Source organism: Sorangium sp. So ce367, assembly GCF_051520455.1.
Taxonomy (GTDB): Bacteria; Myxococcota_A; Polyangia; order Polyangiales; family Polyangiaceae; genus Sorangium; species Sorangium cellulosum_B.
In genome coordinates, this window is the sequence record NZ_CP150334.1 from 10,436,274 (window position 1) to 10,449,610 (window position 13,337).

The 13,337-nt window shown below is 70.9% G+C and carries 14 protein-coding genes; 8 read left to right on the plus strand and 6 right to left on the minus strand.

Features of this window, described 5'->3' with window-relative positions:
* Window positions 1-299: 299 nt before the first annotated feature.
* Entirely contained in the window at window positions 300-1,697 is a 1,398-nt protein-coding gene (locus tag WME97_RS39545; RefSeq protein WP_437545415.1) for a cytochrome-c peroxidase, read from the plus strand.
* Window positions 1,698-1,751: 54 nt separating this feature from the next.
* Here the strand turns inward: WME97_RS39545 and WME97_RS39550 are convergent, their stop codons facing one another.
* From WME97_RS39550 to WME97_RS39560, 3 genes are all read right to left on the minus strand, one after another.
* Complete coding sequence (locus tag WME97_RS39550; RefSeq protein WP_437545416.1) at window positions 1,752-2,060, minus strand: hypothetical protein; 309 nt, start codon at window positions 2,058-2,060, stop codon at window positions 1,752-1,754.
* A gap of 119 nt (window positions 2,061-2,179) precedes the next feature.
* On the minus strand, window positions 2,180-2,737 hold the full coding sequence (locus WME97_RS39555; protein ID WP_437545418.1) for a hypothetical protein: 558 nt from the start codon (window positions 2,735-2,737) through the stop codon (window positions 2,180-2,182).
* 160 nt (window positions 2,738-2,897) lie between these two features.
* Window positions 2,898-4,292 (minus strand): hypothetical protein, encoded by a 1,395-nt coding sequence (locus WME97_RS39560; RefSeq protein ID WP_437545420.1) that lies wholly within the window; start codon window positions 4,290-4,292, stop codon window positions 2,898-2,900.
* 239 nt (window positions 4,293-4,531) lie between these two features.
* Here WME97_RS39560 and WME97_RS39565 point away from each other — a divergent pair, with 239 nt between their 5' ends.
* The 3 genes from WME97_RS39565 (at window position 4,532) to WME97_RS39575 (ending at window position 7,736) form a co-directional block, all read left to right on the plus strand.
* On the plus strand, window positions 4,532-4,993 hold the full coding sequence (locus WME97_RS39565; protein WP_437545421.1) for a PIN domain-containing protein: 462 nt from the start codon (window positions 4,532-4,534) through the stop codon (window positions 4,991-4,993).
* 247 nt (window positions 4,994-5,240) lie between these two features.
* On the plus strand, window positions 5,241-6,521 hold the full coding sequence (locus WME97_RS39570; RefSeq protein WP_437545423.1) for a putative metal-binding motif-containing protein: 1,281 nt from the start codon (window positions 5,241-5,243) through the stop codon (window positions 6,519-6,521).
* 30 nt (window positions 6,522-6,551) lie between these two features.
* Entirely contained in the window at window positions 6,552-7,736 is a 1,185-nt protein-coding gene (locus WME97_RS39575; RefSeq protein ID WP_437545425.1) for an aldo/keto reductase, read from the plus strand.
* A 67-nt stretch (window positions 7,737-7,803) separates the two neighbouring features.
* On the opposite strand, the gene WME97_RS39580 is transcribed toward WME97_RS39575, so the two are convergent.
* Window positions 7,804-8,217, minus strand: coding sequence for a hypothetical protein (locus WME97_RS39580; protein WP_437545427.1), 414 nt, complete (start codon window positions 8,215-8,217; stop codon window positions 7,804-7,806).
* Window positions 8,218-8,356: 139 nt separating this feature from the next.
* Here WME97_RS39580 and WME97_RS39585 point away from each other — a divergent pair, with 139 nt between their 5' ends.
* Window positions 8,357-9,196 (plus strand): hypothetical protein, encoded by an 840-nt coding sequence (locus WME97_RS39585; RefSeq protein ID WP_437545429.1) that lies wholly within the window; start codon window positions 8,357-8,359, stop codon window positions 9,194-9,196.
* Between the two features lie 38 nt (window positions 9,197-9,234).
* Here the strand turns inward: WME97_RS39585 and WME97_RS39590 are convergent, their stop codons facing one another.
* Complete coding sequence (locus WME97_RS39590) at window positions 9,235-10,188, minus strand: ABC transporter substrate-binding protein (RefSeq protein ID WP_437545431.1); 954 nt, start codon at window positions 10,186-10,188, stop codon at window positions 9,235-9,237.
* 91 nt (window positions 10,189-10,279) lie between these two features.
* On the opposite strand from WME97_RS39590, the gene WME97_RS39595 reads away from it, so the two are divergent.
* From WME97_RS39595 to WME97_RS39605, 3 genes are all read left to right on the plus strand, one after another.
* On the plus strand, window positions 10,280-11,047 hold the full coding sequence (locus WME97_RS39595) for an SDR family NAD(P)-dependent oxidoreductase (protein ID WP_437545433.1): 768 nt from the start codon (window positions 10,280-10,282) through the stop codon (window positions 11,045-11,047).
* A gap of 231 nt (window positions 11,048-11,278) precedes the next feature.
* The gene (locus tag WME97_RS39600) at window positions 11,279-11,641 is read left to right on the plus strand and encodes a GFA family protein (protein WP_437545435.1); all 363 of its coding nucleotides are present in this window, start codon (window positions 11,279-11,281) and stop codon (window positions 11,639-11,641) included.
* A gap of 165 nt (window positions 11,642-11,806) precedes the next feature.
* Window positions 11,807-12,565, plus strand: coding sequence for an NAD-dependent deacylase (locus WME97_RS39605; protein WP_437545437.1), 759 nt, complete (start codon window positions 11,807-11,809; stop codon window positions 12,563-12,565).
* A 154-nt stretch (window positions 12,566-12,719) separates the two neighbouring features.
* Here the strand turns inward: WME97_RS39605 and WME97_RS39610 are convergent, their stop codons facing one another.
* Entirely contained in the window at window positions 12,720-13,325 is a 606-nt protein-coding gene (locus WME97_RS39610; RefSeq protein ID WP_437555579.1) for a Uma2 family endonuclease, read from the minus strand.
* Window positions 13,326-13,337 lie beyond the last annotated feature (12 nt).

Here is a 13,337-nt window from a genome sequence, read left to right on the forward strand (position 1 = left end):
GGTGAACGGACCGCCGTATACGCAAGAGCACGGCGGGATACGAGCGGATACGCGGGGACACGGAATAGCACGGCAGGATACGAGGGGATACGCATGAATACGCGGTGATACGCGAGGACACGCAGTAAGCCCTTTGAATCATGGAATATTTGTCTCATTTGTCTTGCCGACCGAAAGCTCACGGCATTAGATTCCCATCATCCCATTCACCGCCGCTCGGTCAGGATCTGGGCAGGACTGGTTGATCTCAAGCGCGCACCCCGATGTGCGCCTCCCCCGCCGGGGGACCTGGAGGCACCATGACCCTGCGATCCCTCGGGCGCGCGCTCGCCGCCCTGACGGCCTTTCTCGTCCTCACGCTCGTCCTGGCGCGGCCGGCGCGCGCCAATGGCTCTTCCGTCGATGAGCGGCTCGCCAAGGTGCTCGCACGACACGGGTTCACCGGAGAGATCGAGTCGACGCTGGAGTCGCGGCTCGGGCGGAAGCTCGACAAGAAGCTCGCGAAGCTCGGGCGTGACCTCTTCTTCGACAGCCTCCTCGGCCTGAACGACGACAACTCGTGCTCGGGCTGCCACGCGCCGACCGCGGGCTTCGCCGACACGCAGTCGATCGCCATCGGCATCGACAACAACGGCGTCGTCGGGCCGCGCCGCACCGGGCCGCGCAACCAGCGCCGCACGCCCACCATCATCAACACGGCCTTCTATCCGACGCTGATGTGGAACTCTCGGTTCTTCGCCGTGTCCGGCGACCCCTTCGACAACAGCCAGGGGTTCTCGTTCACCGCGCCGGAGGGGATGTCGCTCTCTTCCCTGCCGCACCTGCTCAACGCCCAGGCCTTCATCCCGCCGACCGAGATCACGGAGATGACCGGGTACGAGGCGCCGTCATCGCACGATGTCGTGCGGGAGGAGGTCACGGAGCGCGTGAACGACGTGAAGGCGTACCGGAAGCGGTTCGCCAAGAGCTTCCGGGCGGTGAAGCGAGGGGACGACGTCACCTACGAGATGATCGCGGCCGCCATCGCCGAGTTCGAGATGTCGCTCACGTTCGCCGACGCGCCCATCGACAGGTTCGCCCGCGGCCGCCGGCACGCGATGACGCTGGAGCAGAAGCGCGGCGCGCTGCTCTTCTTCGGCGAGGCGGGGTGCGTCAGGTGCCACGCGGTGTCGGGGGAGTCGAACGAGATGTTCAGCGACTTCCAGCAGCACGCGATCGGCGTGCCGCAGATCGCGCCGACCGACGATCCGGCGCACTCGAACGTGGTCTTCGACGGCCCGAACGCCGATGAGGACTTCGGCCTGGAGCAGGTCACGGGCGATCCGGCCGATCGGTACAAGTTCAGGACCTCGCCGCTGCGCAACGTCGCCCTCCAGCCCACGTTCTTCCACAACGGCTCGTTCACGTCGCTGGAAGGCGCCATCCGCCACCACCTCGACGTCACCACGTCGGCCACGGAGTACACGAACAAGCACCTCGATCGCGATCTGCGGGGTGAGATGGGCCCGCTCGCGCCGGTCCTCGCCGCCGTCGATCCGCTGCTGCAGGAGCCGATCGACCTCACGGAAGAGGAGATCAGCTGGCTCTGCGCCTTCGTGGGAGAGGCGCTGCTCGACCCGCGCGCGACGCCGGAGCGGCTCGAGGCGCTCATCCCGGAGGAGCTCCCGAGCGGGCGCGAGGTCCACCGCTTCGAGTAGCCGCGGGCCGGGCGGGCGGCGCTCACGCGGTCGAGCGCCCGCCGGCACCCCGGCTCAGCTGCGGTCCAGGCAGCTGCTGAGCGATTCCTTCTGGATGCTGCACTCCTCGTCGTACTTCGCGGGATCGCAGTTGTCCTCGGCGTGGTTGCGACACTCCAGGTACGACTCCCACGCGTCGTGACAACCAGCCTCCTCGGCGGCCTCCGTATCGGCGCTGCACATCGCGAGGCAGCTCTGCTCCGTCTCGGCGTCCCCCGGGCACTCCACGGCTCGCTCGCAGAGCTCGGGGCACCCCTCCTCGCCGTGCTCGTCGCCGCAGCCCAGGGCGACGAGGGCGATCACCAGGATTGTCATCACCTTCATCGGCCCACCGTATCACGAGCGCGACGCCGCGCGCCGGCGCGGCCCAGGTCGGCGCCAGTGGGCAGCACCGAGGGCGGCGCGCCGGCTCTCTCCGGCGAGCGCTCCCGGGAGGGCGCAGCTCAAGGCAGCAGCCGGGAGAGGAGGCTCCACTTCGCCGAACGACCGGACTTCATGGCGAGGACCGTGGTCACGCCGATCACCCCCGCCGTGAGGGCGATGTTGAGCGGCCCCATGACGCCGAGGAGCCGGTGCAGCGCCGCGGCCTTCGCGGGCGGGCGCGGCGCCGGCGCTTCACCCTCCTTGAGGAGGGGCACGCCGCCGTCGGGCGCCTCTTCGCGCATCTGCTGTCCGCCCAGCATGCTGGCGACGCTCGTGGCGAGCGTCGCGCCCAGGAGGATGTCCTTCAAGCGCACCAGATCGCGGGTCTCACGGTCGATCGATCGCCCCGAGATCACCGTCCGCCCGATGAACCAGGTGGCCGCGGCGGTGCCGAGCGAGATCGCGCTGACGAGGTTGTACCGCTGCCACGCGTCAGAGAGCACCTTGCCCCGCTCGGCCTCGGAATGGATGTCCTTGACCGCCTGGCGCAACGCCAGCCGGCCAAAGAGGGGGCCACCGAACCCCGCGGCCAGACCGAGCTCATGCAGCACCCATGCAGACGTCGAGAGTGTAGCCATGTCGTTCCACCTCGCCGCGACGCACAAGCAAGATCGTGCCCAGGGCTTGACTGCGCGCCAGGAACCAGGTCGTCGCAGGCGCGCCGCCTCGGCAGCGCGCCGGCGTCCGCGAGGTCGGGCCCGGCGCGGCCCCGACGAACGGCGTTTGCCAGGCGCCAGGTCACGTCGAGAGGTACGCCGGGCCGCCGCGCAGCACGGCATTCCCGCGAGCGCCGCTGAACTCTCGTCCTGCGGACGAACCACGCTCGTCGACGAGCGCGGCGGCGGCGGGGCGGAGCACGTCGGCCACGGCCTGCCGCCGCAGCCGGTGGAGCTCGTCGGCGGCGAGGAACCCGTGGGAGGTCGGGAGATCGCGGTCCGCCATGCCCGGCGCTCCGGTGCCCACCTGGTCGAGCGCGCGCGCGAAGGCCGCGGCGACGCGCTCTCGAAGGCGCGCGCCGCCCGTCGTGACGGCCCAGCGGACGAACGCCCAGGCGAGCTCCGCGTGGCGGGCCTCGTCGCGCGCGATCGCCTGGAGCGCCATGCGCACCGCCGGCGGCTCCGCCGCCTGCGCGGCGACCTCCGCCTCGATGGCCGAGAGGGTCTCTCCGACGCAGCCCTCCACGACGGTCGCCAGGGTGAGGGTCTCGAGCGAGCCGAGGTCGTCGAGCGCGCCGTGCAGGGGCAGCGGGCCGACGCCCACCGGCTCCCCCGCGTACGCCGAGGCGATCGCGAGCGCGAGGCGCGCGTGCCGCACCTCGTCGAGCGCGGCGCGGTGCGCCGCTTCGAGCAGCTGGGGAGGCGCGCCCTGCGCCATCAGCGCGAGCGCGAAGCGGCCGAAGGAGGCGACCGAGGCGTGCTCGTTCTGACCACGCTCGGCCCAGCGCCGGGCGAGCTCGCGGCGCGCCGCGGGCGCGAGCGCGCTCAGGTCGGCGTCGGCGAGCGCGCGCTCGAAGCGCCGCAAGTCGGTCTGCGACCACGCGCTCGGGGCGCGCGCGAGCGGCGCGACGCGGGGCTCGCCCCGGACCAGGAGGGGGCGCCCCTCACAGGAGATGGAACCGACGAGGTAGCAGCAGCTCGCCGGATCCGACGCCGTCCGGTTCGCGTAGGGGCCCTGGATCCACCCGGCCGCGCCCTCGCCCTCGGCGCTGCACGTACACGTCCCCGAGCCGGGCGGCAGGTCATCGAGGTGCGGCGCAGCCTCGGAGGCCGCAGGGCAGGCGCCGCCGACCGGCGCCGTGCAGTGCACCTCGTAGCAACACTGGCCGTAATACCCGCCGTCATGAAACGGCCCGACGCAGGTCGGATCCGGATAGGGATCGAGCGGCGCCGAGGCGTCGGGAGGATCGACCTCGCCGCCTCCGCCGGCCCCCGATGTCGCGCCTGCCGTCGAGCTCGAGCCCGGCCCCGATGTCGCGCCCGCCGTCGAGCTCGAGCTGGAGCTCGGCCCCGACGTCGCGCCTTCAGGCGAGCTCGAGCTGGAGCCGGACTCGACGTGCGTGCCGCAGCCCGACACCAGCGCGAGGCTCGCGCCCCACTGGGATGCGACCAGGATTCGAAGCAGGAAGTTTCGCATGGACGGCGACAAGCAAGGCATGTACCGGGCAAACACACGTGTTTCCGGCCGCCGGGAGAGCAGCGCCGTGCCAGCATGTGCCATCGCCCTGCCGTCCCCCACGCGGCATCGGCCGATGCTGCCGGTGGACCTTCCCTCCGGCCGCGGCCCTGGATACCGGGTCTCGATGTCACCAAAGCACCCGGACCGCCGGGCAGATCTGGAGCGGTGCGATGGTGCGTCCGTCCCGAGGAGGCCTCATGCGGATCGTTCTCGATAGCTCCGTCGCCATCGCCTCGATGAAGCCCCAAGAGCCCGGGCACGCGGACGCGCTCGCCTTCCTCGATCGCGCCCGCGCCGCCGTGGCCGCCGGCGCGGCGCGCGTGCTCGCGCCGCCCGAGCTATGGCTGGAGGTGTACGTCGCCGAGCAACGGCTCGCGATGTCGCGGCGAGCCGCGCCCGCGGCCGCGAGCCCGCTGGGAGGCCTCGCGATCGAGCTGGTCGCGCCCGAGGACGCGGGCGCCATCACGGAGTTCCTCGACCAGCTGACGAGGCGCATGCGCGGCCGCCGGCCCTTCGCCAACGCGACCGACCTCGTGTATCTGTGGGCCGCCCGCCGCGCGGATGCGACCGTGGTGACGCTCGATGAAGGGCTGCTCAAGTACCACGGTGTCGTCTGCGATGTGACAAGGCCGCAGCACGTTCGGCTCGAATCCGGATAACGCGCCGCAGCGAGCGGCGAATGCACTTCGCGACAACCGCCGTCCGAGAAACGTCGAAAAACAGCATCTCTGGATGGTCACGGCGCAAGTTTACACTCCGTGCAAATGCACTTGTCGCACCCGGCGAGGGCAGCTATCCCTGAGCGTCGCAGCGGAGCGCGCGGAGCTCGCGAGCCTGGGCTGCGCGGCGAGGCGCATGCGAAGTACATCGCTTATTTCACCGGTCCTCCCGGTGAGCTTGGCCCTCTTGACCACCCTGGCTGCGCCGCAGGCCCACGCCCGCCGCGCCGGGCTCGCGGTGGAGGGGTGCAACGGCTGCCACACCGGCGGCGCGGAGCCAGATATCACCATCGACTATAGCCCCAAGAACCCGGCGGCCGGCGAGACGGTGACTCTGCAGGTGCAGATCCGGTCTGCCAACATCAACGCCGGGGGCATCTATCTCCTCACCGAGACAGGTCGGCTCTCGCCCATCAACGGTCAAGGCACCAAGCTCATCGACGAGCACCAGCTCGTCCACGACGCGCCGAAGCGGGCGAGCGGCGGGGCCGTCCGCTTCGACGCGCAGTGGATCGCGCCGGGCGCGCCGGGCGGGGTCGTCGTCCGGGTGTGGGCCCTCGCGGCCAACGGCGACAACGGCCCGCGCGGAGACGGCGCTTCGTCCGCCGACACGGCGTTTGCCTACGGATGCGCCGGGACGACGTATTACCTCGATCGCGACGCCGACGGATACGGCGACTCCAGCGTGCCCAGGGTCGATTGCACCCGGCCGGCCGATCACGCCGAGCGCGGCGGCGATTGCGACGACTACAGCGTCAACATCCATCCCGATCAGGATGAAGCCTGCAACGAGACCGACGACGACTGCGATGGAGAGATCGACGAGGAGCTCGAGATCTCAACGCAGTATGAAGACGCCGACGGCGACGGCTATGGCTCGTTCTTCGGCGCGACGGTCACGGCGAAGTGCCCCCCCGAGGGGTACGCGCCGAGCTCCAACGACTGCAACGACAGGTCCCCTGACGTCCACCCGGACGCGACCGAGACATGCAATCTCGCCGACGACGACTGCGACGGCCGCATCGACGAGGGCGTGCGGGAGGTGTGCGGCGTCGGGATGTGCGCGCGCGAAGCGACCGCGTGCGCCCCCGGGTCGTGCACGCCCGGCGAGCCGAGCGCCGAGGTGTGCAACGCGCTCGACGACGACTGCGACGGCGAGGTCGACGAGGACCCAGGCCTCTGCGCGCCCGGCGAGGGCTGCCCGAGCGGCACGTGCAGCAGCGGGACGGGCGCCGGCACGGCCGTGAGCGCTGGCAGCGCGGCAAGCGCTGGCAGCGCCGGCGGCGCCGTTGCCTCTGCGGGATCCGCGGGCGGCGGCGCGCCGGACGAGGGAGGAGCGGACAGCGGCGGTTGCGCCGTCGACGCCGGCGACCCCCGCGGCGGGTCTCCGTGGCGGCTGCTGACGCTCGCCTCGCCGTTCGCCCTCCTCGCGTTGCGGCGCCTGCGGAAGAGTGGCACCCTGCGGTAAGCCATCCTTCCAAGCCTGAGGTCAACACGCGTGCTCTACCGCCGCTTCGGTCGCACCGAGATCAAGATGCCTGTCCTTTCGTGCGGAGGGATGCGGTACCAGCAATCCTGGAACGACAAGGACCCCGTCTCGCCCGCGAGCCAGCGCAACCTCGAGGCGTGCATCGAGCGGGCGCTCGAGCTCGGCATCTATCATATCGAGACCGCGCGAGGGTACGGCACGAGCGAGGAGCAGCTCGGGAAGATCCTGCCGACGCTGCCGCGCGAGCGGCTCATCGTTCAGACGAAGGTCAGCCCCGAGGCGGATCCAGCGAAGTTCCTTGCGACGTTCGAGCGGTCGATGAAGCTCCTCCGCCTCGATCACGTCGACCTGTTCGCCCTCCACGGGGTCAACGACGAGACGCGCCTCTCGTGGTCGCTGCGCAAAGGTGGCTGCCTGGACGCCGCGCTCGAGCTGAAGCGGCAAGGCCGCGTGCGCGCGGTGGGGTTCTCGACGCACGCGGCGCCGCGCGTGATCACCGCCATGGTGCAGGACGGCCGCTGCGATTACGTCAACCTGCACTGGTACTACGTGAATCAGCTCGCCTGGCCTGCCATCCAGGCTGCGGCCGAGCAGGACATGGGGGTCTTCATCATCAGCCCCACCGACAAGGGGGGCAAGCTGTACGAGCCGAGCGACAAGCTCGTGCGGCTCTGCGACCCGCTCTCGCCCATCGTGTTCAACGACCTCTTCTGCCTCGCTCGCCCCGAGGTCCACACGATCAGCGTCGGGGCGGCGCGCCCGTCCGACTTCGACGAGCACATGAAGGTCTTGCCGCTGCTCGACCGCGAGGGCGCCGCGCAGGCCGCGCTGGCGCCGATCCTGCGCAGGATCGACGAAGAGCTCGAGCGGGTGCTCGGCCGCGCGTGGCGCGACACATGGCACGTCGGCCTCCCCGACTGGGAAGCCGTCCCCGGGCACGTCAACATCCGCGAGATCCTGCGGCTGTACAACCTCGCCCGCGCGCTCGACATGACGGCTTACGGCAAGATGCGGTACAACCTCCTCGGCAGCGGCGACCACTGGTTCCCGGGGAACCGCGCCGATCGCGTGCGGGAGCTCGACCTCGCGCAGGCCCTCGCGGGCGCGCCGCAGCGGCACCGCATCCCCGAGGTGCTGGCGGAAGCGCACGCGCTGCTCGCAGGGCGAGAGGTGAAGCGCCTCGGCAAACACTGAGTCTGGGCCTCGCGCCGGCCCGGCGAGCGGCGCCTCGGCGGGTGAGCCGGGCGCGCGCCGCTGTCGGTCAGGGACGCGCGCTGACGTCCAGGCGAGCTCCTCGCGAGCCCCACAGGGCCACCAGCATGCCGAGGTGCGCGGCCGCGTAGAGGGCGAGCATCGCCCGCAATGTCAGCGAGACATCGAGGAGCAGCGGAAGCGCCACGCCTGCCCAGCCGATCACGAGGAGCCCCGAGATCGTCAGCGGCCCGCGCGTCCACGGCTCGCCTCGCCGCAGCCCGCGGGCGGCGAGCACATCGAGCGCGCCTGCGGTCCACTGGGCGAGGCTGATGAAGGCGAGATGAGCAGCCCGATCCGCGTGTGGAATAACGCCCTTCTTCGCGACGCCGGCAAGGACGCAGGCCGCGTGCGCAGTGCCGCCCAGGAGCAGCACGATGCCCGCCACGAGAGCGAAAGACGCCAGCGCGGGACGTGGAGACATGCCGCCCAGGGTACCCGAGGAGCGAGCACCCGCGCTGCGAAAGCGGAGACGGCGGACAGCGCACGGTTCTTGCCGCCTCCTGCCCTTGTTCGACATCCTCCCTGATGGGTCAGGGACAGTCGTTCCAAGGAGGTCTCTCATGCGCATTCACGGTACAGGGACGATGGCGCTCCTCTGCGCGCTCGCGTTCGCCGCAGCGGCAGGCTGCAATTCGGGCGGAGGGGACAGCGGAAGCGGCGGTGCGAACGCGGGCAGCGGCGGCGCGGACGCTGGCGCCGGCGGCACGGGGGATGGCAGCGGCGGCTCGGGCGCTGGCACCGGCGGCTCGGGCGCTGGCACCGGCGGAGCGGGCGCCGGCACCGGCGGCACGGGGGATGGCAGCGGCGGCGCAGGCGCTGGCACCGGCGGCGGGGCGGAGGAGCTGAGGTGGTATCTCACGTGCGGCGATCCGGTATGCAGCGGGCACCGGCCCCGCGACGGGGTGAAGCCATGCACCGACGAGAAGGAGGGCGAGCCGTGCGCCGCGCCGGACGCGACGTGCGATCCCGCGAACGACTGCAACGCCCAGCTGCTCTGCACGAGCGACGATCCGAGGCAGCGGCCGGAGGGTTGCCCGAGATCCCGCGCCCGGTACAAGCACGATATCCAGTACCTGCAGGAGACCGAGCTCGCGCGCGTGCGCGATGAGCTCGTCGCCACGCCGCTCGCGACCTGGCGTTACAACCACGAGGGCGAGCACGGCCGCGAGCGTCTCGGGTTCATCATCGACGACAATCCGGCGAGCCCGGCGGTCGCGAGCGACGGCGACCACGTCGACCTGTACGGGTACACGAGCATGGCCGTGGCAGCGATCCAGATGCAGCAGAAGCAGATCGCCGCCCTCGAGCGTGAGCTCGCGGCGCTCCGCAAGGAGCTCGACTCGGCGCGGCAGGCGGCGCGCCCGCCGGCGTCCAGGGCGGCCGGTCGAGCCACACGATAGAAACACGGTAGAGCAGCCGCAGGCGTCGAGCGCCGGGGTCACTCGTCTTCGAAGGCGTGCCGCCGGAGCTCCGCGTCGATCCGCACCACCGACCGGGCATGCGCGCGGCGCGCGTCGGCAAACAGGGCCGGATGAGCGCAGGCCGCGAGGATCTCGAGCGACTCCACGATGCGGGGACCAGGGCGATTGAAGAAGGCGTTGCCGTCAGCAAGGTACACGCGGCCCTGCGCCACGGCCCGGTACGTCGCCCAGGGCAGCACACGGGGGAGGAGATCGAGCTCATCGAGCGTGCGCTCGAGGGTGAAGCCGCACGGCTTGATCATCACCACGTCGGGATCGAGCGCGGCGAGCGCGGCCGGCGAGAGCGTGGGCGCGTGCTCGCCGGGTCGCGTCACGAGGGGTTCCCCGCCCGCGAGGGTGATGAGCTCCGGCATCCACGTGCCGCCGATCATGACAGGCTCGATCCACTCGACCGCGAGCACGCGCGGCCTGCCCGGCGCCGCGGCCGCGCGCGCGGCGACGGCGGCGACGCGCGCGCGCAGCCGCTCGACGAGCGCCTCGCCGCCCGCCGCGCGGCCGATCCCCTCCGCGACGCGGCGAATGTCGGCCCAGATGTCGTCGAGCCGCGTCGGGTGCAGGTTGATGATGCGCACGTCGTGCCGCGCAAGGCGGGCGACGGCCGCGCGGACGTCATCGAACGAGACCGCGCAGACGTCGCAGAGGTCCTGCGTCACGATCACGTCCGGCCGCGCCTCCCGGAGCGCGTCCATGTCGATGTCGTAGACCGCGAGCGCGTCCCGGAGGACGTCGCGGACCGCGGCGTCGATCTCCCGGCTGGAGCGCGCCGGCCTGAGCCGCGGGCGCGTGAGCACCGGGAGGCCGGTCAGCCCCTCGGGGAAGTCGCACTCGTGAGAGACACCGACGAGCTCGCTCTGCGCGCCCAGCGCGCAGACGATCTCGGTCGCGGACGGCAGCAGGGAGGCGATGCGCATGCGCGGTATTCTATCTCCTTGCGATCCGCGTGGGGCGCGGTGCGCACACGGCTCGTGGTGGACACAATGCTCGTGAAGACAGGAGGTCCCCATGAGACTGCAAGGCAAGATCGCGCTGGTCACAGGGAGCAGCCGGGGCATCGGCCGCAGCATCGCTGTCCGGTTCGCCCGGGAAGGCGCCGACGTGGCGCTCACGTACCACAAGAGCAAGGAGGGCGCCGAGGAAGCCCTCGCAGAGGTCGAGGCCGCAGGAAGGCGAGGTCATCTGTTCGCCGTCGACGTCGCCTCCGTCCAGAGCGTCCAAGGGCTCATCCAGGAGGCCATCGCGCGCTTCGGGCGGCTGGACGTGCTCGTCAACAACGCGGGACTCGAGAAGCGGGCGCCGTTCTGGGAGGTGACCGAGGAGGACTACGATGCGGTCATGAACACCAACCTCAAAGCGGTGTTCTTCGGGAGCCAGGCGATGGTCCGTCACCTGCGCGAGGCGGGGCGGCCCGGCAAGATCATCAACATCAGCTCGGTCCACGAGGATCTCCCGTTTCCCCACTTCGCGTCGTACTGCGCCAGCAAGGGCGGTGTCCGCATGCTCACGCGCACGCTCGCCGTGGAGCTGCGCGGCACCGGGATCACCGTGAACGCCATCGCGCCGGGCGCGATCGAGACGGAGATCAATGCCGCTCTGCTCAAGGATCGCGACAAGCTAGGCGCGCTGCTCGAGCAGATCCCGCTGGGCCGCCTGGGAAAGCCGGAGGACGTGGCCGGGCTCGCCGTGTTCCTCGCCTCGGCGGACGCCGATTACGTGACCGGCTCGACGTACTTCGTCGATGGCGGGCTGACGTGGAACTACGAGGAGCAGTAGGCGGGGCACGGCCCCTCGCCGAGAAGCGGCGTCGTTCGACAGCCTGAGCCGAGAAAAGTTTCCGACAGAATGCAATGTAGCGCGACCGAGACCGGCGCCGGCGACCTGCCGCTGCGATGCCTCGGCGCGGAACATCTTTTGCGCAGACGTGGCCCGCGTGACCCGCGTAGCCCGCCGCGACATATCGCATTTTTGCGTCACGCAGCCAGCTCGTTGTGGCACCATGCGCGCATGACCGAGATCAAGACCTATACAGGCGGCTGTCACTGCGGGAAGGTTCGCTACGAGGTCAAGGTGGACCTGAGCAGTCCCGTGGTCATGTGCAACTGCTCCCGCTGTTCGAAGCTGGGCGCGATGCTGGCCTTCGCGCCGGTGGACCAGCTCACGCTCAAGGAAGGTGGAGACGTTCTCACCGACTACCAGTTCAACAAGAAGGTCATTCACCATGTGTTCTGCTCGATCTGCGGCGTCGAGTCGTTCGCGCGGGGAGTCGGTCCCAACGGACAGGAGATGTGCGCCATCAACGTCCGCTGCCTGGACGACGTCGATATCGACACGCTCAAGACCATGAAATTCGACGGGAAGAGCCTGTAGGCCGGGTCCGCGGCGGCCGCGGCCAGCGCACCGGGCCACGGGCCCGGACGGCGCGGCCGCGGCCGACCATCGCCAGCCTCGCGCCGGCGCTCGCGCACCCCCCGCTCCCGCCCCTGGCCAATCCGCAGGCGCGAGCCCGGGCGACACGGGTAGACTGGGCGCCCGATGTCGATCGAACGAGCAAGCGCGCTCCTGGCCTCGGCCCGCTCAGCCCTCTTCATCACCGGCGCGGGGGTCTCCGCGGCCTCTGGCATCCCCACCTACCGCGGGATCGGAGGGCTCTACAGCGAGAAGGCGACCGACGAGGGGATCGCCATCGAGGAGGCGCTCTCGGGCGAGATGTTCCAGCGGCGCCCCGAGGTCACGTGGAAGTACGTCCACCAGATCGAGCGCGCGTGCCGCGGCGCGCGGCTCAACGCAGCGCACGGGGCGATCGCCCGGATCGAGCGCCGCCTCGCGCGCTGCTGGGTGCTCACCCAGAACGTCGACGGGTTTCACCGCAGCGCAGGCTCCACGAACGTCATCGACATCCACGGAGATCTCCACCGCATCCTCTGCACGCGCTGCCCCTACGAGGCGCACGTCGACGATTACGCGGAGCTCGCCCCGTGCCCGCGCTGCCCGGCGTGCGACGCCGTGCTCAGGCCCGATGTCGTCCTCTTCGGGGAGATGCTCCCCCTGGAGAAGGTCGAGATCCTCCGGCGGGAGCTCGCGCGGGGCTTCGACGTGGTCGTCTCGATCGGGACATCGAGCCTGTTCCCCTACATCACGAGGCCGGTCCTGGAGGCCGCGCACTCCGGGGTTCCGACCATCGAGATCAACCCGGCGCTCACCGCGATCTCCACCGCCGTTTCGGTGCGGCTCCCGATGCTCGCTGTCGAGGCGCTGGAGGGGATCCTCTCCCACATCGAGCCCGCCAGCTGAACTTTTCCCCGCGCTGCATGGCAGCTGCTCGGCCTGCCACCAGGCGACGACAAGGGCCGCATTGTTCAGCTGGGATTACCCGCCGAGTCGATGTTTCGCCCGAACTCGTCCCTGGTTCGTGGAACGACCCGGCCAGTGGCTGAGCCGGAGAACGCTACTCGGCCGGCTCCTCGTCCCCCAGCCGGTCGAGCTCGCCCCAGAGCTCGTCCAGGTCGACCACCAGCCCGTCGCACCCAGGCACCGCCTCGACGCGCCCGCCCGCGGCCCCCTGCGCCCACACGTAGCGCCCGTCCGGGCCGAGCTCGTAGATCTCCAGCATCCTCGTCGCCGGATCGAGCAGCCAGTACCAGCGCACGCCGAACGCCGCATACTCGCGCAGCTTCTCGATGCGGTCGCGGTGGACATCGCGCGGCCGAGGCGAGACCACCTCGACCATCACGTCCGGCGGGCGCCGCATGGGCCCGCGCCGCGGCGGGGGCCTCTGCCCGGGCAGCACCATGGAGACGTCCGGCTTGCGGCCGCTGCCCTTGCGGAGGAGGTACTTGAGCTCCGAGCCGGCCACGAAGCCGCCGCGGGCCGCCGCCCACGCGCCGAGCACCCGGATGAGCCACATGACGGCGGTCTCGTGGATCCAGTCCGGCACCTCTTCCTCCACGAGCACGCCGCCGACGAGCTCGCCCGGCTCGTCCTCGGCGAGCTCCAGCCACGCCTCATCGCTGAGGCGGTCCGAGCTGTCCCGAGCAACGGCGGCGCCAGCCATCACGGCTTGTGA

Bases quoted from the DNA above. Each gene is read 5' to 3' on its own strand.
- WME97_RS39565 (WP_437545421.1), top strand. From the start codon at position 4,532: ATGCGGATCGTTCTCGATAGCTCCGTCGCCATCGCCTCGATGAAGCCC.
- WME97_RS39560 (WP_437545420.1), bottom strand. From the start codon at position 4,292: ATGCGAAACTTCCTGCTTCGAATCCTGGTCGCATCCCAGTGGGGCGCG.
- WME97_RS39550 (WP_437545416.1), bottom strand. From the start codon at position 2,060: ATGAAGGTGATGACAATCCTGGTGATCGCCCTCGTCGCCCTGGGCTGC.
- WME97_RS39610 (WP_437555579.1), bottom strand. From the start codon at position 13,325: ATGGCTGGCGCCGCCGTTGCTCGGGACAGCTCGGACCGCCTCAGCGAT.
- WME97_RS39605 (WP_437545437.1), top strand. From the start codon at position 11,807: ATGTCGATCGAACGAGCAAGCGCGCTCCTGGCCTCGGCCCGCTCAGCC.
- WME97_RS39545 (WP_437545415.1), top strand. From the start codon at position 300: ATGACCCTGCGATCCCTCGGGCGCGCGCTCGCCGCCCTGACGGCCTTT.
- WME97_RS39580 (WP_437545427.1), bottom strand. From the start codon at position 8,217: ATGTCTCCACGTCCCGCGCTGGCGTCTTTCGCTCTCGTGGCGGGCATC.
- WME97_RS39555 (WP_437545418.1), bottom strand. From the start codon at position 2,737: ATGGCTACACTCTCGACGTCTGCATGGGTGCTGCATGAGCTCGGTCTG.
- WME97_RS39585 (WP_437545429.1), top strand. From the start codon at position 8,357: ATGCGCATTCACGGTACAGGGACGATGGCGCTCCTCTGCGCGCTCGCG.
- WME97_RS39590 (WP_437545431.1), bottom strand. From the start codon at position 10,188: ATGCGCATCGCCTCCCTGCTGCCGTCCGCGACCGAGATCGTCTGCGCG.
- WME97_RS39600 (WP_437545435.1), top strand. From the start codon at position 11,279: ATGACCGAGATCAAGACCTATACAGGCGGCTGTCACTGCGGGAAGGTT.
- WME97_RS39595 (WP_437545433.1), top strand. From the start codon at position 10,280: ATGAGACTGCAAGGCAAGATCGCGCTGGTCACAGGGAGCAGCCGGGGC.